This is a genomic window from Streptomyces sp. NPDC094034 (assembly GCF_040303865.1).
Lineage (GTDB): Bacteria > Actinomycetota > Actinomycetes > Streptomycetales > Streptomycetaceae > Streptomyces.
In genome coordinates this window covers 34943-60316 of the sequence record NZ_JBEOUD010000040.1, presented here as the reverse complement: position 1 = coordinate 60316, position 25374 = coordinate 34943, and the positions used below count along the sequence as shown (strand labels likewise).

Sequence of the window (25374 nt, the reverse complement as noted above, 5' to 3'; positions counted from 1 at the left end):
CGAGGACGGCCGGCCGGGCACCGGCGTCGCGGCGCCCCACCACCGCGAGCGCGGTCGGGCCGCACCAGCGTCAGCCTGGCCAGTACCGCGTGTCGCGAGCGAGTTCGAGCAGCGGGACGATCACGTCACGCAGGGCAGGGGTGGTCGCGACAGCGCATCGGGAGCGGGTGCTGTACGGCGAGCCGTCGGCGTCCACGACGATGGCTCCGGCCTCAAGGGCGATGACGACCCCAGCGGCGGTGTCCCAGGTGGGATTGCCGAGAGTGATGCTGGCGTCAATCGATCCTTCGGCGACCCAGGCGAGCTCCACGGCTGTGGACCCCAGGCGGCGTACACCTTGCACGCGTGGGGTGAGTTCGCGGTCCAGAGCGGCGGAGATCAAGTCGCCGACCGCGGTGCGTGGTCCGCTCCCGTAGTCGCCGAGCGCGATCAGAGAGGTGGACAGGTCGGTGGCGCCGGAGACGGACAGCCGGACATCGTCCCGGTAGGCGCCGCCGCCGTGGACGGCCCAGTAACGGCTGTCGAGGAAGGGCAACGCAACCACACCAAGGATCGGCTGTTCGCGGTGGACCAGGCCGAGTGCGATGGCATTGATCGGCATGCCGTGAGAAAAATTGGTGGTTCCGTCAATCGGATCGAGCACCCAGTAGGTGGTCCGATTGCCGGTGGCGCCGGTCTCCTCGCCGAGAAAGCCGATGTCCGCGGTGTGTTGAGAAAGCAGCCCGCGCACCAGATGCTCAACCGCCAGGTCGATGTCGGTGACGACGTCACGATCGGACTTCTCACGGACATGGGTCGGGGGATGGGACAGTACGTGCTCGACGGCCTTGCTGACGACTTCCTGAGCCACCTGTAACAACGCGCCGGGATCGGGCTGTTCCACCACACATGCCTCCGATAGGTCAAGCCGAGCAGGCGTGCCGAGCCGGTCCACGCGTGACAGCTCGTCCTCTGTGGGAACACCGTGTCACTGCGTGGACCCGGCCGGGCGGTCAGGCCGTGATGTGGGGCAGCACCTCGCGCCCGACCAGTTCAACTTGGCTTTCCCACAGGGACTGATCGGGCATGAAGTAGAAGATCGCCCGGTCCACCCCGGCCCGGGCAAGTGCCTCGACATGGGCCAGCGCATCGTCCGGTGTGCCGATCGCGCCGAACTCCAGCCACCACTCGTCCGGTGCCTTCAGGACGGCCTCGGCTCCTCGTTCGGCGACCCGCGCGGCCAGCTCGTCGTAGAACGGCAGGGCGAGCATCGATACTTGACGATTCGTCACCGACGATGCGATTCCCGGAGCCATCTGTTCCCGGACACGGTCGCGATCGGTGTCCAAGGAGGCCGATACGAAGGCGACGATCTCGAAGTCGTCCGATGCCGCGGCTGACTCCCGGACCTGCTTGAGATATGTGGGCCCCGGCCGGCCGGCCATGACGAGCCCATCGGCGTGCTGACCCGCCAGGACGATGGACTTCGGCCCGCTGACGCCGGTGAACACCGGCGGTACCGGGTTGGGCAGCTGTTCGAGCCGTGCCTTCCTCAGCGTGACGTCCTGGCCCTCCACTGCGAGCTCGTCACCACGCAGCAACCCCCTTACCGCGTCCAGGACTTCGGCGAGCGTGGTGAGCGGCGAAGCTCTGCGCTCGCCGATGTCCTCCATCCAGGACTGATTGCCGTGGCCGATCCCTCCTATTACCCGGCCGGGGGCGAGTCCGGCGAGTGTGGCGATCTCCATCGCGGTGATCACTGGGTTGCGGCTCACCGCGGACACCACACCCAGCCCCACATTGATGTGCTCGGTCGCGGTGAGGGCGGCGGAAGCCGTGCTCATCGCGCCGGGGAAGTAGGGGCCCTCGACGACCCACAGATCACTCAGGCCGGCCGCCTCGACGGCGCGGGCGGCCGGAACGACGAATGCGGTTGGCAGTTCACGGGCGAGACCAACTCCGACTATTGGCATGGGGGCGAGGCTACCTACTGATCTCTCATCCGGCTACGGTGCCGTCGGCGTTGTGGTGTGCCCAGACCGCTCGGCCGCCTGATCGTCGAACACGCCACGAGCGAGGGGGGCCGACCGGTTCAGCCGCCGCGGGTGCACTTCGACACCAGGTGTTTTGCCGCGCGGATCCACGCGATGTGATGGCTTGTGAGGGTCGGCACCGTCCATAGCAGACCCACCCAGAGCGGACGACGTCGGCCCTCATCCATGCTCGACGACTCTGTAGTTGGTCGGTTACGATGCTGATCGTTTGTGTTGTCAGAGTGGCCGGAGTGAGCCCAGATGCGGCTCCGAAGTGCCAAGAAACATACGGTAGTTCGATCTGGAGGAGACGCTCCAGGTGGTGTCTGACGGCGCGACGATCAGCCTGGGAACTGAAGGGGGAGCAGGTTGTCTTCTACGGAAAGCGTTGATGCCGAGCCCGATGCGGGGAATCTCCTCAGTGACGGCGAATTAGAAGAAGTGATGCTGTTTGGCCGGGGCGTCCCGTTGCAGGACGTTGAGTGCACCCCCGTCCATGAGTTGGTGCGCAGTGTGACGCGTGCGGACCCTTCGGCCATCGCGGTACTCGGCAACGGGAACACCCTCAGCTACGGCGAACTCGACGAGTGGGCCGACCGGATCGCCGTCCGACTTGACGCGGTTGGTGTCAGGAAGGGCGACCACGTCGGCATTCTCGCCGAGCCATCGACCGCGACGGTTGCGTCCGCACTGGCGGTTCTGCGACGGGGAGCGGTGTATGTTCCTGTCGACCGGGAGCAGCCTGAACGACAGACAAGCGAATTCTTCGCCAACGCTCGTGTTGTCGCTGTCATAACGGCCGACGCACAGGCACCCAAGGTGTCCGCCCTCGGGTTCCCGGTCGTACGGTCGGACCAAACACCACAAGATACGGACGAACTGCCGCGTCCAAGTGACCAGCCACCCGTTGCGGTGGGTCGGACGGACCCCGCCTACATCATCCACACGTCCGGCAGCACCGGCGATCCGAAGGGAATCCTGGTCGAGCACGGCCAGCTGGCTGCCTCCACCCTGGCCAGACGTCGGGTCTACCCGGGAACACCGGTCCACCTGCTTCTTGCCCCGATCGCCTTTGACTCCTCAGCCGCCGGCCTCTGGGGCACGCTCACAACAGGCGGTCGGTTGGTCATACCCACATTCGATGAAGTCCGCGACCCTGGGCGGCTGGTGGATCTCATCCAGACCCACCAGGTGACGCAGATGCTGTGCGTTCCCTCGCTCTACGATGTCGTCCTCGACGCCGCCGAGCGTGTCGGCACGCAACGCCTGGCATCCCTGCGGACGGTGATCGTGGCGGGGGAGACGCTGTCCGAGGCACTGGTGAAGCGACACTTCGACGTGCTACCCGGTTCAGTTGAGCTGGTCAACGAGTACGGCCCCACCGAGACGACGGTGTGGGCCAGTTACCATCGCTTCGACGCGCCGGGACCGGTGTCCATCGGAGGCCCCGCCCCCGGGGTGCGGTTGTATGTACTGGACGATGAGCTGCGGCCGGTACGCCCAGGCGTACGCGGGGAGTTGGTGATCGGTGGCGCCGGGGTGTCCCGCGGTTACATCGGTCGGCCGGATGCCACCGGACGGGCCTTCTTGCCGGACCCGTTCGCCGGAACACAAGGCGCCCGGATGTATCGCACAGGCGACCTCGTCCGGTGGGACCGGAGCGGGCGGCTGGACTTCCTCGGGCGCCGCGATCACCAAGTCAAGATCCGTGGGCACCGTACGGAGCTCGGCGCCGTCGAGGCCGCGATGCGCACCGCACCGGGTGTTCGCGACGCGGTCGTGGTAACGGACGCCGAGCGAACGCGACTGATCGGATTCGCGCTCGCCCACCAAGGAGCCACCGCGGAGTCGGTACGGGAACATCTGACGAGCCGACTGCCGGCCTTCATGGTGCCTGCCAGCGTCGCCGTACTCGACGACTTTCCACGGACGGTGAACGGCAAGGTCGACAGGGGTGCGCTCGCCGCCGCTGTCTCCACCGGGGAACCAGCCTCGTCCGCCACCGCTGCTCGGCCGGCCGTCCGCGGTGAGGACCTTGAGCAGCGAGTCGCCGCCGCCTGGGCCGAGATCCTCCGGCTGCCCGACATTCCCAGAGAGGTGAACTTCTTCGACCTGGGTGGCCACTCGCTCGCGATGTTCCGACTACAGGACGCGTTGGAGCAGCACACCGGGGTCCGTCCGTCCGTCGCCATGCTCTTCCGGTGCACAACGGTGTCCGCGCAGGCCGCCATGATCGGTGCGGGGGAAGGCCAGGGGGACGCGGTGCCGGGTGAGCAACGACAGGAGAGCCGACGGGCACGGGCCCTGAACGCCCGCCGGCAGAGGTTGCGCCAGCCGGTCTCCGTAGCGCCACAGCCCAGGAAATGGCTGCAATGCGTGGTGCCGCGGGAGGAACCCAGGCAACGGCTCATCTGCTTCCCGCACGCGGGGGGATCCGCGTCCTTCTTCCGCGACTGGGGACGCCACCTGTCGGACATCGAGGTCCACGCCGTCTGCTATCCAGGACGTGGTGAAAGGATCGAGGAGCCGCCCGCCACCGACTTGCGTGCACTCGCGACACAGATCGCGGAAGCGGTGGCATCGCTGGGCGGGGCGGAGATCGCCCTGTTCGGCCACAGCATGGGGGCGGTAGTGGCCTTCGAAGCGGCCCGTGCGCTTGAGGCCGGTGGCATCCGGCCCACCCATCTCTTCGCCTCCGGTTCCCGGGAAACACCCGGCGGTTTCACGGGGAGTGATGCGGCTGACGAGTGGGCCGACGGCCCAGCTGACAACGTGGTCAACCGTCTGGTGGATCTCGGCGGCACGGATCCTGAACTGGCCGCCGATCCCGCCTTCCAGGAACTGGTCCTGCCTTACGTCGAGGCCGACTCCCAGATGTTCCACAACTACATACTGCGACCCGATCCCATCCTGCACTGCCCGGTGACAGCCCTGGTCGGCGACTGCGACCCACACGCCGATATCCGGCCCTGGAGCGAGCTCACCGAGGGACAATTCCGCGAGGAACCGGTGAGTGGCGACCACTTCTACCTCGTTCCGAATCCACCCTTCGCCCTGCTTGAGAAGTCCCTCTCCACGTAAACGAGTTGATCAGAGCAGTACCCACCGCGACGGAGTCGTTAGAGAGGTATGCGATGAAACCGAACGGGAGTCACCCGACAGAGCCGGGCGTGACGTCGGACCTGGCACAGATGCGGGATCGGGACAGGCAGTACGTCTGGCATCCGTGGTCACCGGTGGCGGCCGACCGTACTGAGCTGATGATCTCAAGCGGGGAGAAGTACCGGGTACGGGACGTCGAGGGAAACGAGTACATCGACGCCTCGTCGCTCAACTCCATCTGTGGCTACGGCCATCCCGAGCTGATCGCGGCCGTCAACCGGCAACTGCTCCGGCTGCACGGTTTGGACATTTCGGTGGCGAGCCACGAGCTGGCCGGCCTGCTGGCCGAGCGTCTCGCCTCTTACCTGCCGACGAACCTCAACAGGACACTGTTCGTCAACAGCGGATCGGAGGGCATGGAGGCAGCTGTCCTGATCGCCAGCAACTACTGGGCGCAGGTGGGCGAGGCGCGGTCGAGGGTCGTCACCCTCACCGACGGCTACCACGGCTCGACAACGACCAGCCGGAGCTTGTCCGGGCTGCCACGCGTCGGCCATCCCTTCCAGGCCCCGTTGCCGGTCACACACGTCGACCTGCCGGCGTCGCCCAGGGAGATGCGACGGCCCGAGTCGTTGCGGCTGCTGCTGTCGGCTTTCGAGCGGGCGCTCCTCGCCGACCCCAACGATCCCCCGATGGCGGTGGTGGTGGAACCCTTCCTGAATGTCGGCGGCGGAATCGTGCTGCCAGAAGGGTTCCTGCGCGGACTGCGTGAACTGTGCGACTCCACCGGGACGTTGCTCGTCCTGGACGAGGTGTTCACCGCATACGGCCGGACCGGGAAGATGTTCGCCTTCCAGCGGGAGAACGCCGCGCCGGACATCCTCGTGACGAGCAAGGGGCTCGGCGGTGGCTATATGCCGATCGCCGCGGTCACTGTCCAGCAGCGAGTCTACGACAGCTTCGCCAGCGAGCCTGTCATCGGCGGTCTCCGCTACGGCCACACCACATCGGGTCACGCGGCGGCGTGTGCCGCCGGCCTCGCCACTCTGGACGTACTCGACAAGGAAAACCTGGTGGACCAGGCCGAGCGGTTCGGCACCGGTCTGCTCGACCGGTTCGCGCCGCTGGCAGGTACCGGCGATGTGCTCGACGTACGGGGGCTCGGTCTTGTCACGGTGCTCGAACTGTCGTCGGTGGAAGCCTGTAACCGACTGCTGCGACGAGCTCGGGACAACGGGCTGCTGCTCCGGCAGCACGGACCGGTCGCCATGTCGGTGCCGCCGCTGACGATCGATGACGAGGGCGTCGACGCGCTGGCCGACCGGCTGGAACGTGCCCTCGGCACGGACTCATGAGCAACGGTGCCGATCAGCTGCATACGATGGCCAACGACGAGGCCTCTGCCCGAGTCATCGCTTCCGTCGGCCGGCTGAGAGCGGACGGCGAGCTGGCCACCGGCGAGATCGAGCAGATCGTTGCCGACTTCGTCTCAGGCCGGGTTCCGGACTACCAGATGTCCGCTTGGCTGGCGACGATCGCGTGCCGTGGGTTGAACACCGCGCAAACAGCGGCCCTCACCCGCGCGTATGTGGAAAGCGGCGAGCGGCTGCATCTCGGCGACATTGGCCGAACGGTCCTGGATAAACACAGCACCGGCGGTGTGGGGGACAATGTCAGCCTGGTGGCGGTGCCCGTCGTCGCGGCCTGTGGTGTGTCCGTCGGCAAGATGAGTGGGCGTGGTTTGGGGCACGCAGGGGGGACCATCGACAAACTTGAGTCCATTCCCGGTCTCCGACTGGACTGCGGTGCCGAGGACATGTACGGACTGTTGCGTGACGTCGGCATGGTCATCACCGGCCAGAGCGACCAGCTGGTGCCGGCGGACCGGGCAACGTACGAGCTGCGTGATGTCACCGGCACGGTCGAGAGCATCCCGCTGATCGCCGCCAGCATCATCAGCAAGAAAGTCGCTGTCGGCGCCGACGGCCTGCTGCTGGACGTGAAGACCGGTACCGGGGCGCTGATCGTCGACCGTGAATCAGCCACACTGCTCGCCGAGACAATGGTGGACCTGGCCACTGCCTTCGGCCTGCCCTGCCGGGCCGTGCTCACCGACATGAGCCAGCCACTCGGCTACGCGGTCGGTAACGCACTGGAGGTGAAAGAGGCGCTCGCCGTTCTCCGCGGCGCGCACGTCCCCGGCCTTTCGGAGCTCTGCAAGGTCGTGTGCCGGTTGTTGCTCCAGCTCGCGGACCCCGGCCTCACCGACACGGCTGCCGATGACCAGGTCACTCGTGTCCTGAACAGTGGGTCCGGGTTCGAGCAGTTCATGCGCTGGGCCCGCGCGCAGGGCGCGGACGCCCATGTGCTCGCCCGCCCCGAGCTGCTGCCCACCGCCTCGCACCGGACCGTCGTCACCGCCGATCGAGACGGCTGGGTAGAGGACGTCGATCCCCGGGCCGTCGGCGCCGCCGCACTGCGTGTCGGCGCGGGACGGCTGGTCCACGGCGCCGCTCTCGACCACTCCGCCGGAGTGGTCCTACGGCGGAGGGTCGGCGACCGCGCGGTGGCAGGGGAGCCGCTGGCGGAGATCCATTACACCGACCGCGACCCCGAGGCCGCCGTCGCGCTCTGCCGTTCCGCGTTCCGCATCGGCACCGAGCGCCCCGCTTCCCGGCCCGTACTTCTTGATGTCCTCGATCCGGCCCGTACATCCAGTGACGACCTCCGGAAGGTATAGCGACATGTCCCCAGCCATACCCCTCACCGAGCTGCTGGCCGCGGCCCGGTCGGTCACCACGACGTTCGACCTGATCCCTGAAGAGCCGGTTCCGGTGGCCGACGCGGGCGCTCTGGTGCCGCTGGAGCTGAGCCAGGTCGCGGACCGATACGCCCGGCACGGGTTCGCGATCATTCAGCTCCCCCCTGGACCCTTCACCGACAAGTCGCTGCTGGCCCTTGCCGAGTCACTCGGTCTCGGGGAGCCGTTCCTCCCGCCGCTGTACCGCCTCGGCGGGACGGTCGCGACGGTCTCCCGGATCTCCGCCGCCGCGAACGAGGGAACCGTCGACGCGGACCATCCGTCCTTCGCGCGCACTGTCGGACAGGAACTGCACTGCGACGGCACCCTTCAGGACATCGGCTTCATCAAGGCGTCCGTGCTGCTGTGCGAGTCACCTGCGGCCGAGGGCGGGGACACTACGCTGTTCAACGCCTCGGCGGCCTTTGCCCGACTGCTCATGACCGACGCGGCGGCCGCCACCGCCCTGGCCACGCCAGGAGTGCTGATACGCCAGGCCAATGTCAACGGCAGCACCGAGGTGAACAGCGGGCCGGCGTTCACGGTCCAGGACGGTCAACTCATCTGCCGCTACTGCGTCTCCGGAACCGACAGGTGGGCCGTACCGGCCGACGTCACCGAGGCAGACCTGTGGCGTGGTGTGGAGTTCATGCGGTGGGCCAGTCAGCCGATCAGCCCGTTCTTCGCGCGGCTGAGACTCGGGGAAGGCCAGGCGATCGTCTTCGACAACACGCGCATCTCACACGGACGAAGCCCCTACAGCGATTCCAAGACCCAGCACCGCTGCCTTCACCGCAGCCTTCACCTGACACATCCGCGCGGCGTACGGACTCACCAGGATCAGACGCACGCCGACACCGAACCCCGGTCCACGGGCGCCGCCCGGACACTCGGCACGTATCCGGGCGATGCCCCGCTGGGGCCCCCGCCCGCACTGGATCCCGAACTGGCGGCTCCGCTGCGGGCGATCCTCAACGAGCTGCCGATGCCGCTGACCCCCGAACTGATCGCCGACCGGCGGGCCCGCACCACCGCGGGCACCCTGTCCGACGAGGCGATTCGGCGTGGCGGGGCGTTCGACATTGAAGAAGCCGCGTTTCCCGGGCCGCCCGGCGCGCCCGATGTCCGGGTCATCATCTGCCGGCCGACAGCCACCCCAGGACCGCACCCGGTCATCTTCAACACCCATGGTGGCGGCATGGTGGCCGGGAACAACCGCTCCATCGAGCTGGCCGACGAGCTCGACAGGGCCGAAGAACTTCAGCTGACCGTGGTGGCCGTGGAATACCGGCTGGCCCCGGAGCACCCCGATCCCGCGCCTCTCGATGATTGCTACGCAGCCCTGCTGGGGACCAGCGAGAATGCCGACAGGCTCAGGCTCGACGCCGAGCGGATCATCGTCAGTGGCAACAGCGCCGGCGGAGCCCTTGCCGCCGGCCTCGCGCTGCGCGCAAGGGACTGGGACGGGCCCCGGCTGCTTGGGCAAATGCTTCAGTGCCCCATGCTGGACGACAGGTGTGACACACCCTCGGCCGTTCAGCTCGCGCGAGCCGGGCTCTGGGACGGGGCGTCCGGCCTGGCGGGATGGACAGCCCTGCTCGGCGACCGGCGAGGCACCGACGACGTGTCCGGCCACACAGCACCGGCACGGGCCACCGACCTGTCGAACCTTCCGCCCGCCTTTGTCGATGTCGGTTCCGTCGAAGCATTGCGGGACGAGTGCGCGGCCTACGCGATGCGACTATGGCGGGCCGGCGGCCAGGCCGAGTTGCATGTCTGGTCCGGCGCCTTCCACAGTTTCGACCACTGGGTACCCGACGCGGCTGTGTCGCAGGCGGCGAAACGTGCTCGGATCTCCTGGATGCGCCGATTGCTGGCCTCATGAACCGCGGCACTGTGGCGCTGGTCACCGGGGCCAACCGGGGACTGGGCAAAGAGACCGCGCGTCAGCTGGCACACCGCGGAATGACTGTCCTGCTGGGCAGCCGGGACCTCGACCGTGGCGATGAGGTCGCCCGCGAACTCGCCGCCGAAGGCGCTGACATCAGGGCTGTCCGGCTCGATGTCACCGACGCCGCCGGCGTCGACGAGGCCGCCGAGCGGCTGCGCTCGGAGCATGGACGACTCGACGTGCTGGTCAACAACGCCGGCACGATCGCCGAGGGGCTCGCACTTGACGTCACCGCGACCAACCTGCGGCACACCTTCGAAGTCAATGTCTTCGGTGTGGTGACCGCCATTCACACCATGCTGCCTCTGCTACGCCGGTCTGTCGCACCCCGCATTGTCAACGTTTCCAGTACAACCGCCTCGTTGACGCTGACCGGTTCCGCTGCGGACATCCCGGGGGACGCCACCCGGCGGCTCGCCTACACCAGCTCGAAGGCCGCCCTGAATATGCTCACCCTGCAGTACGCCCTGGCATTCGACCGCGACCCCGAGTCGTCCCACATCAAGATCAATTCAGCCAGTCCTGGGTATGTCGCCACTGACATGAACTCGTTCCGCGGCACCCACAGCGTCGTCGAAGGGGCCCGCGTGATCGTGCGGCTCGCGTCGCTTCCCGACGACGGGCCGACCGGCGGCTTCTTTCACGCGGACGGTCCCGTCCCATGGTAGCTGGGGGCGACGGTTCAGGAGTGTTTACAATCCCGAGTGAGCCGAGGTGCCGTCCCGACGGCACCTCAAGAGCAGTTGGAAGGGCATCGATCCATGCGTGTCTTGCAGGTGGTGGGACCCCACATCGAACTCCCGACAGGCGCCTACGGTGGCAGTGAGCGGATCGTGGAGAGCCTGGCCGTCGAGATGCCGTCGCTCGGGGTGGAGATGACGACGTTCTCCGTCGGAACCACGACATTGCCGGGCGATGTCGCGTTTCACTTCGACACCGCGCAGACGACGTGGGACAGATTCGATGACGTCATCCAGGCGGGCAAGGCATTCGCCATGGCACAGGATTTCGACGTCATCCATTACCACGACGTCTTCGGGACGCCGTTCGCGTCGCTGTCGCCGGTCCCTTTCGTGACAACGCTGCACAGCTACGCCGCGGGTGGCAATCCGCTGGAGAAGTTCGTTGACGCGTTCCCCGACGCCAACTACGTCACGATCAGCGCGAGCCAGCGCAGCCTCTGCTCGCACCTGCGGGTCGTGGCCACGGTGCCGAACTGCATTCCGGAGGACGTCGTCCATGAGGACGTCCGGTCCGGCACCGGTGGGTCATACCTCGTCCATCTCGGTCGAATGTGCGCCGACAAGGGGACGGACCTGGCCGTCCGCCTGGCGCGGGAGGCGGGGATTCCGCTCGTACTGGCGGGCCCGGTGTTCAGCCCTGACGTCGAGTTCTTCGCGCGGGAGATCAAGCCGCACATCGACGGGGCCGCCGTCACGTATATCGAGTCGGTCGCCGGTGCGGACAAGGTACAGCTACTGAGGGGCGCCCTGGCGATGGTTTCGCCCGGCCGGTGGAACGAGCCGTTCGGGTTGTCCATGGTCGAGGCGATGGCACTCGGGACCCCGGTCGTGGCCTCCCGGGCCGGCTCGCTGCCCGAGGTGGTTGACGATGGGGTGACCGGCTTCGTCGCGGATGATGTGCCCGCCATGCTGGCCTGCTTGGACCGGGTCCGGGTCCTTGACCGTGGGCGGTGTGCCGCCACCGCCCGCGAGCGCTTCAGCCCGCGCGTGATGGCGGCCAACTACCTTGAGGTTTACCGGAGGCTGGTGGGCTGAACCCCGATCACAGTCCCGTGACCGGCGTCTCCTCACGAACTGGTGCTTTCGTTTTCGTGAGGGGAGCGTCGGAGTAGCGCGCGAGACCCGGCGCCAGGAGGGCGAGCAGCGGCACGATCAGAAAGACCGCGAAACCGGTCATGGCGACCGTGGACACACCGACCGCTGTAGCGATCGGGATGGCCAAGCCCATACCGACAGGCTCGAACAGCTTCGCGGACAGTTGGTCGAGAGCGTTGATACGGCCGCGCAGCTCCGGCTCGAATCGCCGATTGATCGCCGCGTACCACCAGACACCGTGGAAAGCGATCCCGAAGGTGCCGATGAAGATCGCGGCACAGAACACCGGAAGCGGCACGTTCACCGCCAGGCACAGTTCCACCCCGGCGAAGGACATGAATCCGATACAGGCCCACAGACCGGGGCGCGCGGGCTTCCATCGTCCGGCCACGATGGTCCCCAGCAGGTCGGCAACCCCTGAGATGGCGAGGATCAGACCGAGCCCCACATTTCCGTACCGGGGCTCGCTCACGAATCGCAGCAACACATACACCGGTGCGAACGCGAGCAACACTTGCACCGTGGTCTGGAGGGAGCCCGCCACTACCCACGGCACCTTCAAGGCGGCCTGGGCGCCGGCCGCCATGCTCCGAAGCGACAGCTTCTCCTGGCCCGTCCCGAGTCTCGCCTCTCCGCGTGCCGACGGCACAACACAGGCGGCGACGACGAAGCCGACCGCCTTGCCGATCAGGAGGGACGCCGGCGACATCGTGATCAGCAGGAGGCCACCGATCGCCGGGCCGATCGTGGCGAGAATTCCCAGGCTTGCCGAGATCAGGCTTTGCGCCTGCTCGATACGGTCCGGGCTGACGAGGTCTGCCACCTTGGCCCGGGTGGACGGCAGGCACAGACCCCATCCGAAGCCGGACAGAACCGCGGCTCCTATCATGAACGGCACGTTGGTCGTGCCGGCGCCGACCACGAGCAGGAGCGAGGAGCCCGTCAGTACGAGGTACCCGAGCCGCACCAGCAGAGTCCGTGGATACTTGTCCGCCAGCGCCCCTCCGACCGGGAGGGCGGCAAGGGTTGACAGAGTCTCGGCGCCCAGGAAATAGCCGAGGGTGAGAGGTGTGGCCTGGTCCAGGAGGAATATCGGAATGACCAGGGACCCCACCCCGGAGACGGCTGCGACAACGAGCTGAGCGACCCACAGCCGAAGGAATTGCCTGTTGCCTCGGACCAGCCCACGCGCGGTGAGCGTAGATCCTGTCACCGGTTGGCCGACTTCGGCGGCCAGTTGTCGATCGCCTCACGGTACAGGCGCTCGTAACCGGCGGCCATGACGTCGATGTCAAAGGAACGAACGGCACGGTCCCGACAACTCGCCGGTGACAAGGACGTGGTGGCATCGATGGAAGCCACCAGTTCGTCGAAGGTCTGGCATACGAAACCAGTGACCCCTGACTCCACCAGTTCACCAGCCGCCCCGCGGTCGTAGGTGACCACGGGCGTGCCACACGCCTGTGCCTCGGCCATCACCAGCCCGAACGGCTCTTCCCAGTCGATGGGATTGACCAGGCAGGAAGCTCGCGCGAGGAGATCCAGCTTAGCGATGGAGTCCACCTCGCCCAGCCATTCCGTGTCGCTGCCCAGCCGCGGCCGGATCTCGTCCTCGAAGAACGCCCGCTCCAACGGCTCGTTGCACTTCGCGGCGAGGACGATCCGCTTACCGGCGGCCCGCGCCGCGTCGATTGCCGTGTGCATGCCCTTGTTGTAGAACGCACGCCCCAAGTACAGAACCCAGTCCTCCTTCGCGTCCCGGTCGAGGAAGGGGAAGTCCTTCGTGCGGATGCCGTTGTGGACGAAGCCGCGCCAGTTGACACCAGGCGTGGCCGCCTGGTGGGCCTTGGACAGCGAGACCATGCCCACCGTCCGGGACACAAGCTGGAAGTACTGGAGGTAGTCATCCGCGATGTCCCAATGCAGCGTGCACAGGGTCGGGATGGACCTGTTCCGGGCCAGGACGGAGCCGGACAGCGTGTGGTCATGGACGACATCGAAATCGCCGTCCGCGATCACCTCTTCGGCCACCGCGGCGTGGTACGCCTCCACGATCGCGTCGTTGATTCGGTCACTCTGCGGCGCATCGTAGGATGAATACTGTTCCGCGGTGGTGCCCGACTTGCCCGCGGCGATGAGCGTCACCCGGTGTCCCCGGGCAACAAGGCCGTCCACCAGGTTGGCGCATACGGTCTCCGTACCGCCGTAACCCTTCGGGGGGACAGTGAACCAGGGCGGAGCCACGACAGCGATTGACAACGGTTGATTCATATCAGGAGATCCTTCTGTTCATGACGTTGCCATCGCTATACGGGACGAGTGTCGACGGGCTCTTGCGAGTAGGCGGTGGTGTCCCCCCGCAGTGAGACACCGGGACGGCCGTCGACGCCTACCGGTACCGGGCCGGCCACGGTTACCCGCTCGGCGCGGCGGACCTCGGTGCCGTAGTCGTAGATCGCGTAGTGCTGGGTCGCCTGGTTGTCCCAGATCGCCAGGTCTCCTACCCGCCACTTCCACCGCACCGTATGCTCCGGTTTGGTCACATGCTCCTGAAGAACCCTGATCAGGTCGCGCGAGGCCTGCGGACCGAAGCCGACCACGCTGCGCGCGAATCCGCCGAGCACGAGCGCCCGTTCACCGGTTTCAGGATGGACCCGTACAGCCGGATGCTCCGCTTCGTACGGCGTCTCGATGTACGAGTCGCGCGCCGAGACAGTGGCGTCGGTGTAGTCCGAATTGTTGCTGTGCACCACCCGCAGCCTGTCGGCCAGCTGCTGAAGCTCCTCGGGCAGGCTGGTGTAGGCCGCCACTGTGTTCGCCCACATGGTGTCGCCACCCACCGGGGGAATGATCTTGGCGTGCAGCAGGGCGAACGCCGGGGGCCGTTCCACGAAGGTCAGGTCGGTGTGCCAGTGATTGGCCCGACTGTTGTGCCGCGAGTCCATCTCCCGCAGGAACTGCTTCCCCTCCGGGGCAGCGTAGATGGGGTGCCCGAGGGTGAGATCGCCGAGCCGGCGAGCGAACGCCACCTGGTCTTCGTAGCCGATCTGTTGGTCGCGGAGGAAGACAACCTTGTGAGCGAGCAGCGCCTGACGGATGACAGCGACGGTCTTGTCGTCGAGTGCCTCCCGCAGGTCAACTCCCTTGATTTCGGAGCCGATGGCGCCCGCCAATTGAGTGACCTCGATGCCGGAGAGACGTAACAGGGCCTCAGACATGGCAAAGCACCTCTCAGGTAGCACGAGCATGGAAGCAGGCCAGAGCCTATTACACACTGCGTTTCTGAATCAACGATGGTTCCCTGGTTTCCCCCGGGAGGGGCAGGGAAGTGTGCACTCTTTGGTCACCAGGGCTAAACACGTCGCTGAACGTGCAATAGATACTCAACACGGTCGAGTGGGTTGTGGTCGGTACGCTGCCGACGAGGAACCACACCCTGTACCTGCCGGTATGCCTCGAACGCGCTCTCCAGCACGCCTTCACCGCGGGTGAGAGCGGGCAGTTCCTTTTGCAGTGTGTTCACTTGGGCCGCCGGGATCTCGCCTTCGAGTGTGCCCTCCGAGCCGTGCATTCCAGAGGTCCGCACGACAGCCTGCAGACGGGCCAGGACGCGCAGTACCGGCCCGACCGTGTCAGCCGGGAGGTCCAAGCTGAAGCCATGGATGGGCTCGTACACGCTGGTACCGGCCAACCTAAGCGCCTCCACAAGGACAAGTGGTGTGAGGTTGCGGAAGTCACCCGCCGTACTCGACATGCTCTTGTCGAACGTGCCGTGGGCGTGGCTCTGCCGTGCCCAGTAACCCGAGTGCGTCATGGTGACCTCGCAGTCGAGCACCGCCCATCCGCACAGCCCCTGTTGAAGCGTCTCGTGCACGGCCTCCTCGACCGCGTTGAACAACGACGGCGGCATCGATCCCAGCTCGACGCCCAGGCCGAACGTCACGCCGCTGCCGACGGGGCCCGGATCGACGCGCAACCCCACGGTCGCCAGGAACGGATTGGGATGCTTGCCGATGAATTCGACGGCTGCGCCCGTGCCGACCGGCCGTTCGACGCAGACTGTGGTCGTCTCACGGAAGGAGACATCGATTCCGTACTCGTCCGCGAGCGTTGCCTGAATGACCTCCTTCTGCACTTCCCCGTAGAGCGAGAAGAAGAGCTCCTGCCGGGTGTCGTCCTGGCGCAGGTTGATCAGCGGGTCCTGCTCCGCCAGTTCGGACAGTGCGGCCTGGAGCCTGCCCCTGTCCGCGGCGCGGAGAGGGACGATAACGGTCTCCAACGTCGGCGGGGCGAAGTGGAGACGCCCCGGGATCGATGTCGCGGATTCCCCGATCGTGTCCCCGATACGGATGTCGGCCAGCCCCCAGAGCTTGCCGATCTGGTTGGCGGCGACCGACCGCCGCCTGTCGGCCGAGCCATCGGCGAACACACTGACCGCGCTTACTTTCCCCTCTCTGCCCCTACCGAAACGCAGCCGGTCCCGAATCTGGATACAACCGGAGAACATCCGTACGTACGCGATCTTCTCGCCGGACGGTCCTCGCTCGACCTTGAAGACGGTGCCGGACACGGGCGCGTCCTCCTCGCCCTCCACCGCGGGGAGTAACTCCCTGATCGCGGCGATCAGCGCGTCGACACCGGCGCCAGTGATCGCCGAGCCGAAGAGCACCGGATGCACGAGCGCCCGGTGGGTCTGCGAGGCGAGCTCGTACCGTAACCGCTCATAGGGGATCGCCGTGCCACCGTCCACATAGGCGGCCAGGAGCCGATCGTCCTGCTCCGCGAGGACGTTGACCAATGACGACGCGAACTCCTCGTCGGATGCGCCGAAAGGCTCGAACGTGGCCCCGCGGCTACCAAGCCCGTCGACCGACCCCATCGGGATCGCCGTCGGCGCCAGCTTCTCGGCGATGGCGCGGAGCGAACCCTCGTACTGCGCGCCACGACGGTCGATCTTGTTCACGAACAGGAGGGTGGGGATACGCAGCCGTCGCAGTGTGCGCATCAGGACGCGTGTCTGTGCCTGGACGCCCTCCACCGCGGAGATCACCAGCACCGCACCGTCCAGCACGGACAACACACGCTCCACCTCGGCGATGAAATCCGGGTGGCCCGGGGTGTCGATCAGATTGGCCGTGACATCGCCGATGGCAAAGGACACCACCGCGGACTTGATCGTGATGCCGCGCGCCCGTTCCAGAGCAAGCGAGTCGGTCTGGGTGCTCCCGTCGTCGACACTGCCGATTTCGCTGATGACACCACAGGTATGAAGCAGTCTCTCGGTGAGGCTGGTCTTGCCGGCGTCGACGTGTGCCAGGATCCCCAAGTTGATTGTTCTCACGTAGCGTTGAGTCTTTCGAGTGGACGGTCGGCGAACGTGGGCATCCTATGGGGTCTGCCCGCCTCGTCCGGTTTGGACGCCAGTGGAGTCCTCCACTCGCTGTAGCAGCTCCATGGCGGGCAGCACGGCGTCCGCGTCCACGGCCGACGGCCGCCCCTCCCTGATGGCGGCGATGAACTCACGGTCCTGAAGGAGTCCACTGTCCTGGTTCCCCGGTTCGTACAGCACGCCGTCGCGGTTGCGCAGGACTCTGTTCTCGATGAACAGCGTCTCCCCACGTCCCATGAGGGCGAAGTCATAGGTGGCGCCGAGATCGCTGTTGTAGGACATCGCCACAGTCCCCAACTGGTCGCGTCGCGTGCGCAGCAGAATCGAGAGGTCAAGCGGCACCCCCAGCTTTGGGTCCGGCTCCGCGACCATGGCGGCGACCTGTACGCGGTCCGGCTCGTCGACTCCCAGCAACCAGAGAACCATGTCCGCCGCGTGCTGGCCGTGGTGCCACAGAAGGCTGTCCGTCCAGGAGCGGACGTAACCGCTGGAGCCGACATTCTCCCGCCGGAGCAGGAGATACCGGGCCACGATGTTCTCAAAGGACAGTTCGCCGCTCACCACCCGCTCACGCACCCATCGCATGGCCCCATGAAATCGGTGAGTGTGGGCGACCATCAGCGTCAGGCCCGTACGCCGAGCCATCTCCGCCAGCCGACGGCCCTCGGCGTAGCTCATCGCCAGTGGAATCTCCACCAGGACGTGCTTGCCGGCTTCGAGACAAGCGGCCGCCTGAGCGGCGTGCACCCCGTTCGGCGTGCCCAGGACCACCGCGTCAAGACGCGGGTCCGCCAGAGCCTCATGCAGAGCGGTCGTGTGGCGTGCGTAGCCATACTCCCGGGCGAAGGCAGCAGTACGTTCCGGGACCCGTCCGATGAGCCATTCCAGACGATGCCCGTCACCGGCCAGTCGCTGGGTGTGCAGAGCGGCGATCTGCCCGTACCCAGCGACTGCCACGCGCAATCCATTCACCACAACGGCTCCGTCCTCGTCAGTTCGGTTCTACGCTGTCGCTCGGCTCGACACCGAGCAGATCGACGCTTTCCGGGCCGAGCCCGTGCCGTATCTCCTGTGGAAGCTTCCGCCAGTCGTAGTAGGACTGGTTGCCCACCAGCGTGAAGGTGCACTGGACACTCCTCCGCGGCGTGGCCGCCTCGTTCCTGCTACCGCCATGGATGAGGTGGGAGTTGAAGATCACGACCGAACCTCGACGAGCCACAACGCGGGTCTCGTCCGGATGGGGCAGCAGCGGGTCCTCGCACCTGGCGAGGAACGGATCTCCCGTCAGATGGCTGCCGGGTATGACCCTGGTCCCGTTCGCCGCGGTGAACGCGTCGAGACACCAGAATGTTGTGCATCCTTGAAACGGTCGGCCACGCTCTCGCTGGAGATCGTGAAGAGGCTGGAGACCGTAACCCGGTTCGGTCCGCCGCCCGTTGAGCAGGGACAACTTGATACCCGGTCCGAGCACCGCACGGACGCCGTCGAGCACCAGGGGCTCGCGCAGGCATCCCTCGAACAGCAGCGAATGCCGCAGGAGGTTGTCCGCGAAGCGCACTCCGGGTTCCTCGGTGTAACCGTGCGTTTCGGTCCGTTGCCGCTCCCAGACTTCGTCAACGGCCGCGCTCCACACGTCGCATTGGTCCGCAGACAGGATGTCGGGCAGAACCAGGAACCCGTCCTCATCGAGCCGGGACCGTTGCTCCGCCGTCAACTCACCTGCCGATACCGTCGGTTGACGGTCCATACGACACCCGTCCATTGCCCCCTCCTGACTACCCGCCCGTTCCGGGTCAGTGCGTTGTCGTGTGGACAGCGTTGCAGATGTTGTTAAAGAGCGCCATGGTACGGTGGAGCGTCAGGTACGACCCGGTCGCGAGCCGAGGAGTGGTCTGTTGACGGATCAGGACCTGCACGTGGCGTTCTGCATTGATGACGGATATGCGTCCGGCGCGGTGGTGACGGCCAGATCCATCCAAGTCGGCCTCCGTCCCGAGCGGTGTGATGTCACCTTCCACGTCCTCGATGGCGGGTTGAGTGTGAGTGGCCGCGAGCACGTACGCCGGGCGCTGGCCGCCTTCGGTACGGTCACACTGCACTCCGTCCCCGACCTCCTGGCTCTGTCCTACCAGAGGAAGTGGATCACTACCCCGGCTGTGGGCCGTCTCTATCTCGAACAGGTTCTGCCGAAGGATGTGGGCCGCGTCGTCTACCTCGACGCGGACACTCTCGTTCTGGAGGACCTGGCGGCTCTCAGCGACTTCGACCTTGAAGGGCGCGGGGTGGGTGCGGTCAGCAATGAGGCCGGTCCTGACCGGTCGGTGGTGTTGACCGACGTCGCGGTCCAGCGGGAGCACGGCGCCAAACCGCCCGGCTACTTCAACTCGGGTGTCCTCCTTGTTGACCTGGACCTGTGGCGAGCGGAGCAGGTGACCGAGCAGGCGATGCGGTTGTTCCACCAGTATCGATCGTCCCTGCGCAGCGTTGACCAGGACATCTTGAATATCATTTTTGAAGGGTCCTGGACCAAACTGCCAGGCCGGTGGAACAAGCAGATCGACAATCCTCGGCTCGGCAGGTTCGGCGAAGGCCGCCTGGATTACCTGGTCCAACGCGAGGGGATCGTCCACTACACCGGTGAGACGAAGCCATGGCACACCGGCTTTCCATCGAGCCCCCTCCTTGAGCTCTACGAGGAGTACGCGCAGTCTGCTACTGACTGATCCGCCGCTCGGGTCATCCCGGGCAGGTGTTGTACTCACCGTCGGTCGCCGGTGATCCGCAGAGGGCCTGCCAGTCGGTACATGCGGTACTGACTGGCTGTCAATCATGCGGCAGTTCAACTGAAATTTCTCTGACTGAGTGTGTTCCACGCCACCGCTGTGCGGAGAGCCGCTACTGATGGCGGCTTTCCGCACGGACCGCGCGATCACGTCTTCCAGTGTTTGCCCGGACGTGACTGGTAACGACATCGAATTGAGGTCGGTCGGGAAATGAACTTGTGCGATGTGTCAATGTCCTGTGGTGCCGGCTACCGCGAAAAACTCAGCCGATGAGGCGCGGTCCGTCCATTATTCCCAGGCCGGAGACCATGGAGGTCCGCGACGGCCACTTTGTCATCGGGGCGGATACCGGAGTGAGTGCACCGCCCGACATCGCTGATCTGGTCCGCGAAACGCTGGCGATAGCCGGTTCGGGGAACGAGATCCGCCTGTCTCTGGTCAATGACGTGCATCTGGGGACCGAGGGGTATCGGCTGCGGGTCGCTGAGGACGGCGTCGAGGTCCAGGCCGCCGCACTGCCTGGTCTTCGCTGGGCCGTGCAAACTCTGCGCCAACTGGCCGAGAGCAACCGGCTGCCCTATGTGGAGGTTGTGGATCGGCCACGACACGGGTGGCGTGGGTCCCTGCTCGATGTGGCTCGCTGGTGCCATCCCTTGCCCTTTCTCTACCGCTATGTCGATCTGCTTGCCTTCCACAAGTTGAATACCTTGCATCTGCATCTCACGGACGATCAGGGATGGAGGTTCGAGGTCCACCGGTATCCGCGGCTGACTGAGGTCGGCGGCTTCCGGGACGGTTCCTCCGTTGGCCATGCCTCGGAGGGCCGAACGGATCATGTTCCCCACGGCGGCTTTTATACGCAGCGTGAGCTGCGGGATCTGGTCGCCTACGCCGCTCACCGGGGGGTCCGAATCATGCCGGAGGTCGACGCGCCCGGACACATGCAAGCGGCGATCGCGGCGTATCCGCGGCTTGGAAACGCGCCGAACGAAACACTGCCCGTGCGACGGCAATGGGGGATCTCCCAACATGTGCTCAACGTGGCCGACGAGACGGTGGCCTTCGTACGAGACGTGTTGGACGAACTGACCGATGTCTTCCCCTTCGAGCATGTCCACATCGGTGGGGATGAGGTGCCCTCGGACGAGTGGTCAGTCAACTCGGTCGCCCGGCAGAGGATGTCCGCCGAGAATCTCACAAGCCCCGGCCAATTGTCGGGTTGGTGGTCGGCGCGCCTCGCGGCGCACCTGGCTGAGCACGGCCGTCGAGCCGCAGTCTGGGATGAGCTCCTTGAGTTCGGAATACCGGACGGTGCGTCAGTATTCGCGTGGCAGGGTGTGGACCGCGTCGATCTGGCAGTACGGGGCGGGCACCAGGTTGTCGCCGCGCCGTACGAATACACCTACTTGGACTGGGCGGAGAGCGACAGCCCCGATGAGCCATTGGCCATCGGGGGAGTGCTCCCGTTGTCCAAGGTGTACAGCTACCAGCCTCCCGAATCGGTCCTCGGTGTCCAGGGACAGCTGTGGAGCGAGTATCTGCCCACACCGAAACTGGTTGAGTGGCGGGCCTTTCCACGGCTGGCGGCCCTCGCGGAAGTCGGATGGTCCAGGGGGGAGCGAGACCCCGCGGACTTCCACCGTCGCTTGGGCGAACACCTACCTCGCCTCGACCAGTTGAATGTCGCCTACAACCCGCTGGGAAAGGCATCGCCGCCTACTCGGAGGCTCTGACGAAGCGCTCTTTCAGGCACGTCGTGCAACGTTGAGCAGGTATTCTTTGCGGTTCAGGGGATTGTGGTCTGAGCGCGGTCGGGTCGGCGGCTTGCCGGTGACCGGCTGGTAGTGGTCGAAGACGGAATGCATGACGCCCTCCCCGCTGGTCAGGGCAGGCAACTGCTGCTCAAGTTTGTGTACGCGGGCTGCTGGAATGACACCAGTGAGCAGATATGACGGACCTTGCATGACCGGCACCTCTGGTACCGCACGCGAGCGTTGCAGCACCGGCATGAGCGCGCCCAGTAGTTCAGCCGGGATTTCGAGGCGGAAGCGGTGAACAGGCTCACATACCCTGGTCCCGGCCTGCTCCAGTGCTTTCAGCGCCACCAGCGGGGCGAGGCGTCGGAAGTCCGCGGCATGGCTTTGCACCGCCCAGTATCCGGCCTCGGTCAAGGTGACCGTACAGTCGGTGACCTGCCAGCCCCTCAGCCCCTGACTGAGGCTTTCCCGAACGGTCTCCTCCAGCGCCTTCATGAAGGCGGTGGGCAGCGACCCGATGGGGACCGCCAGCCGGAATCGCAGTCCGGTGCCGATCGGAGCCGGCTCTACACGTAGTCCAATGGTCGCGAGAAAGGGATTGGGCTCCTTGCCGATCACCTCAAGGGCCTCACCGGTGCCGACCACTCGTTCGACGCAGATTGTGGTCGACTCGTGGAAGGTGACATCTACGCCAAACTCCTCCGCCAGTGTGTCCTGGATCACCTCTTTCTGCACCTCGCCGTAGAGCGAGACGGACAGCTCTCGCCGAACTGTGTCCTGCCGAAGGTTGATCAGCGGGTCCTGCTCCGCGAGCCGCGAGAGTGCTGCGTACAGTGCGCCCCGGTCGGCGGAGCGCCGGGGAACGACGACTGTTTCGAGCGTGGGCGGAGAGAACAGCAGCTGATGGGCGTTCGTCGCTCTCGGCTCACCGACGGCGTCCCAGATCTGGACCTCACCAAGCCCCTTGATGCGGCCGATATTTCCAGCGGTGATTTCGGAGCGTTGCACCACGGAGCCGTTGTCGAAGACACTGATCTCGGTGACTTTGCTTTCCTTGCCCTGGCCGTAGGGAAGCTTCTCGTAGGAGCGGACCGCACCTGAGAACATCCGCACGTAGGCGACCTTCTCTCCGCCTGGGTCACGCTCAACCTTGAAGACGGTGCCCGACGGAGCGCTGTCCACCGCGGCTTCCGCCATGGGCAGTAGTGTGCGGATGCCGACGATCAACTCGGTAACGCCCACGCCGGTGATGGCCGAGCCGAAGAATACCGGGTGCACCTGCGCCCGCCGGGTCTGCGCCGCCAACTCGCTCCACAGGCGGGCATACGGGACCGCCGCCTTGTTGTCCACATAGGCGGCCAGCAATGTTTCATCGTGGTCGGCGAGCATCGCGAACAGACGGTCGGTAGTGTCAGGGGCGTCGGTATCGTAGGGGGTGAAGCTTGCCTGCCGTGTGCCCAGAGCATTCACCGAGCCCATCGGGAAGATCGCCGGGGTCAGCTTCTCGGAGATGTCCTGAAGCAGACTCTCGTACCGTCCACCGCGGCGGTCGATCTTGTTGACGAAAATCAGTGTGGGAATGCGTAGTCGCTGCAATGTTCGCATCAGGACACGGGTCTGTGCCTGAACGCCCTCCACCGCGGAGAGGACGAGCACGACGCCGTCCAGCACGCTGAGTACCCGCTCCACTTCGGCGATGAAATCCGGGTGGCCAGGAGTGTCGATGAGATTGACCGAGAGGTCCTCGATGGTGAAGGCGACGACAGCCGACTTGATGGTGATGCCGCGTTTCCGTTCCAGGTCCAGGGAGTCGGTGCGAGTGTTGCCGGCGTCGACGCTTCCGACCTCATCGATGGCGCCGACGGTGTACAGCAGTCTCTCGGTGAGGCTGGTCTTTCCCGCATCGATGTGTGCCAAGATTCCCAGATTCAATATGCTGCTCATAAGGTGCTAGTTCTCCTCCTGCGAATCTGGGGAATTCTTCATATCAATGTGGGAAGTAAGGATCACCGGTCTCCTGACTGTGTTCGAGCCGCGGGAAGCGGTTCCCTGCTTCGACGTAGTGTGCCTGCCTCCGACCCTACTTGACGATACGTCAGCAGAAGCTCCTCTGGTGGTTGGCCTGTTCGGACATCGACACTCATCCGGTGTCAGCCGTTCCACCATCCGCAGTCGCACGGACTGCCGGGGGCGGCCTCAAGAGGATGGTTTGCCATGGTTTGTTGTACGGCTCAGGCCCTCCGCGGACAGGACCTAGTGGTGAGCCCACGATGCCACTGCTTCAAACCGGATGTGCCCGCTGGTCCTTCCAGTGGTTCATCAGGTAGACAGGTGCTGTGACCGATCCCTATCCGCTCCGTGCCATCGACAACGACGACTACGAGACCTGGGCTCGCGTGATCGCCAACACTTATGGCGAGGACCGGGTGGAATCACAGCTGACGAATGAACGGTTGACACTCGATCTCGATCGCACCATCGGTGCCTTTGACGGCGATACGCCGATCGGCGGTGCTGCGATCTTGGCCCGGTCCCTGACCGTTCCCGGTGCCTTCCAGCCAGTGGCGGGCATCTCGTGGGTGGGAGTGGCGCCGACTCACCGCCGTCGAGGCGTCTTGACAGCGATGATGCGCAGACAGCTTGCTGGTCTGCACGAGTCCGGAGCCGAGCCGATCGCTGTGCTGAACGCTTCTGAGGCCGCGATTTACGGCCGCTTCGGATATGGCATCGCCGGTCGCGGGGCCATGATGCGCGGAGTGAAGAGGGCGATGGGCTTCCGGCCGGGTGTCGATTTCCGCTCCGGGACGGTCCGACTGCTCGACCGCGACGCAGCCCGCCCACTGCTGGAGAAGGCGTACGACGAGGCGCGAGTCTCCTTGGTCGGCTGGCTCGAACGGCCCGACAGGTACTGGGAGACCTGGCTGTACGACGAGCCGCATATGCGCGGGGGCGCCACATCGTTGCGTTTCGCCGTCCACGCGGATTCGACCGGGGCAACCACCGGCTATGCGATCTACCGGCTGAAGAGCGGGTCGAACGAGGTGGGCAACCAGGGCACGGTGCACGTAGTCGAGTTGGTGGCGACGACTCGATCGGCGTACGCGGCGCTCTGGCACTTCCTGATCGGAATTGATCTGTTCCCTTACGTGTGTTACGAGGGGGCGCCCGATGAGCCCCTGCTCCATCTCCTGAATGACCCGTCGTCGGTGCGGGTGAGCATGGTCGACCGGCTCTGGGTACGACTGGTCGACGTCGACCGCGCCTTGACGGCACGTCGCTACTCGACCCCGCTGGATGTGGTCTTCGACGTTGAGGACACCTTCTGTCCATGGAACGTAGGTCGCTACCGGTTGCGCGCCGAGGGTGCCGACGTCTCCTGCGAGCGCGTCCGCGCTGATGCCGATCTGCGGTTGTCCTCCACCGAACTTGGCGCCGCCATTCTGGGTGGGACGACTCTGGCAGCGCTCGCTGCCGCCGGTCGGGTCGAAGAACTCCGCCCCGGTGCGCTGGCCGCCTGCTCGACTGCCTTCCGCGGCACGCGTGAACCGTTCAACCCCACCGGTCCGGGATTCCCCTGTTACTGAGCGACGGACTCAACAGTTTTGTTCGCCGGGTACCGGCCCGGATGCTCCGCGCCGACTTCACCGCCGACGAGTGCTTGACGCGCGCACAATCGTCGGCCGCCGGCCGAACCTTGCCCGGCATGCGATGAGTTGACGGGCAATCACCACACACTTCGAAG

Annotated in this window: 18 protein-coding genes; 9 read left to right on the top strand and 9 right to left on the bottom strand. The window is 65.8% G+C overall.

Annotated elements, in window-relative coordinates; all coding sequences use genetic code 11:
- Positions 1 to 70: 70 nt before the first annotated feature.
- The gene (locus ABTZ59_RS28760; protein ID WP_351419551.1) at positions 71 to 934 is read right to left on the bottom strand and encodes an inositol monophosphatase family protein; all 864 of its coding nucleotides are present in this window, start codon (positions 932 to 934) and stop codon (positions 71 to 73) included.
- A gap of 58 nt (positions 935 to 992) precedes the next feature.
- A complete protein-coding gene (locus tag ABTZ59_RS28755) occupies positions 993 to 1952 on the bottom strand; it encodes an LLM class flavin-dependent oxidoreductase (protein WP_351419550.1) in 960 nt (319 codons plus the stop codon).
- Between the two features lie 429 nt (positions 1953 to 2381).
- On the opposite strand from ABTZ59_RS28755, the gene ABTZ59_RS28750 reads away from it, so the two are divergent.
- The 6 genes from ABTZ59_RS28750 to ABTZ59_RS28725 all read left to right on the top strand — a co-directional run bounded on the left by ABTZ59_RS28750 (position 2382) and on the right by ABTZ59_RS28725 (position 11643).
- On the top strand, positions 2382 to 5093 hold the full coding sequence (locus ABTZ59_RS28750) for an amino acid adenylation domain-containing protein (protein ID WP_351419549.1): 2712 nt from the start codon (positions 2382 to 2384) through the stop codon (positions 5091 to 5093).
- Between the two features lie 89 nt (positions 5094 to 5182).
- Positions 5183 to 6469 (top strand): aminotransferase family protein, encoded by a 1287-nt coding sequence (locus tag ABTZ59_RS28745; protein WP_351419548.1) that lies wholly within the window; start codon positions 5183 to 5185, stop codon positions 6467 to 6469.
- Between the two features lie 26 nt (positions 6470 to 6495).
- Positions 6496 to 7854: a thymidine phosphorylase gene (locus ABTZ59_RS28740; RefSeq protein WP_351419547.1), complete on the top strand. Its 1359-nt coding sequence runs from the start codon at positions 6496 to 6498 to the stop codon at positions 7852 to 7854.
- A gap of 4 nt (positions 7855 to 7858) precedes the next feature.
- Entirely contained in the window at positions 7859 to 9799 is a 1941-nt protein-coding gene (locus ABTZ59_RS28735; RefSeq protein WP_351419546.1) for an alpha/beta hydrolase fold domain-containing protein, read from the top strand.
- The gene (locus tag ABTZ59_RS28730) at positions 9796 to 10533 is read left to right on the top strand and encodes an SDR family oxidoreductase (protein WP_351419545.1); all 738 of its coding nucleotides are present in this window, start codon (positions 9796 to 9798) and stop codon (positions 10531 to 10533) included. The genes ABTZ59_RS28735 and ABTZ59_RS28730 overlap by 4 nt, the downstream gene beginning before the upstream one ends.
- Positions 10534 to 10626: 93 nt before the next feature.
- Positions 10627 to 11643, top strand: coding sequence for a glycosyltransferase (locus tag ABTZ59_RS28725; protein ID WP_351419544.1), 1017 nt, complete (start codon positions 10627 to 10629; stop codon positions 11641 to 11643).
- A gap of 7 nt (positions 11644 to 11650) precedes the next feature.
- Here ABTZ59_RS28725 and ABTZ59_RS28720 read toward each other — a convergent pair whose 3' ends face one another.
- The 6 genes from ABTZ59_RS28720 to ABTZ59_RS28695 form a co-directional block, all read right to left on the bottom strand.
- Positions 11651 to 12916: an MFS transporter gene (locus ABTZ59_RS28720; RefSeq protein ID WP_351419543.1), complete on the bottom strand. Its 1266-nt coding sequence runs from the start codon at positions 12914 to 12916 to the stop codon at positions 11651 to 11653.
- Positions 12913 to 13962: a glycosyltransferase family 4 protein gene (locus tag ABTZ59_RS28715; RefSeq protein WP_351419542.1), complete on the bottom strand. Its 1050-nt coding sequence runs from the start codon at positions 13960 to 13962 to the stop codon at positions 12913 to 12915. Before ABTZ59_RS28715 ends, ABTZ59_RS28720 begins: the two co-directional genes overlap by 4 nt.
- A gap of 47 nt (positions 13963 to 14009) precedes the next feature.
- On the bottom strand, positions 14010 to 14921 hold the full coding sequence (locus ABTZ59_RS28710) for a TauD/TfdA dioxygenase family protein (protein WP_351419541.1): 912 nt from the start codon (positions 14919 to 14921) through the stop codon (positions 14010 to 14012).
- Positions 14922 to 15055: 134 nt separating this feature from the next.
- On the bottom strand, positions 15056 to 17044 hold the full coding sequence (locus tag ABTZ59_RS28705; RefSeq protein ID WP_351419540.1) for a GTP-binding protein: 1989 nt from the start codon (positions 17042 to 17044) through the stop codon (positions 15056 to 15058).
- Between the two features lie 45 nt (positions 17045 to 17089).
- Complete coding sequence (locus tag ABTZ59_RS28700) at positions 17090 to 18049, bottom strand: Gfo/Idh/MocA family protein (RefSeq protein ID WP_351419539.1); 960 nt, start codon at positions 18047 to 18049, stop codon at positions 17090 to 17092.
- A 34-nt stretch (positions 18050 to 18083) separates the two neighbouring features.
- Positions 18084 to 18839 (bottom strand): phytanoyl-CoA dioxygenase family protein, encoded by a 756-nt coding sequence (locus tag ABTZ59_RS28695; protein ID WP_351419538.1) that lies wholly within the window; start codon positions 18837 to 18839, stop codon positions 18084 to 18086.
- A 148-nt stretch (positions 18840 to 18987) separates the two neighbouring features.
- Here ABTZ59_RS28695 and ABTZ59_RS28690 point away from each other — a divergent pair, with 148 nt between their 5' ends.
- Positions 18988 to 19815 (top strand): glycosyltransferase family 8 protein, encoded by an 828-nt coding sequence (locus tag ABTZ59_RS28690; RefSeq protein WP_351419537.1) that lies wholly within the window; start codon positions 18988 to 18990, stop codon positions 19813 to 19815.
- Positions 19816 to 20144: 329 nt separating this feature from the next.
- The gene (locus ABTZ59_RS28685) at positions 20145 to 21608 is read left to right on the top strand and encodes a beta-N-acetylhexosaminidase (RefSeq protein ID WP_351419536.1); all 1464 of its coding nucleotides are present in this window, start codon (positions 20145 to 20147) and stop codon (positions 21606 to 21608) included.
- Positions 21609 to 21620: 12 nt separating this feature from the next.
- Here the strand turns inward: ABTZ59_RS28685 and ABTZ59_RS28680 are convergent, their stop codons facing one another.
- Positions 21621 to 23576, bottom strand: a complete 1956-nt coding sequence (locus ABTZ59_RS28680) for a GTP-binding protein (protein ID WP_351419535.1) — start codon at positions 23574 to 23576, stop codon at positions 21621 to 21623.
- 392 nt (positions 23577 to 23968) lie between these two features.
- On the opposite strand from ABTZ59_RS28680, the gene ABTZ59_RS28675 reads away from it, so the two are divergent.
- Entirely contained in the window at positions 23969 to 25216 is a 1248-nt protein-coding gene (locus ABTZ59_RS28675; RefSeq protein ID WP_351419534.1) for a GNAT family N-acetyltransferase, read from the top strand.
- The last annotated feature ends 158 nt before the right edge of the window (positions 25217 to 25374 follow it).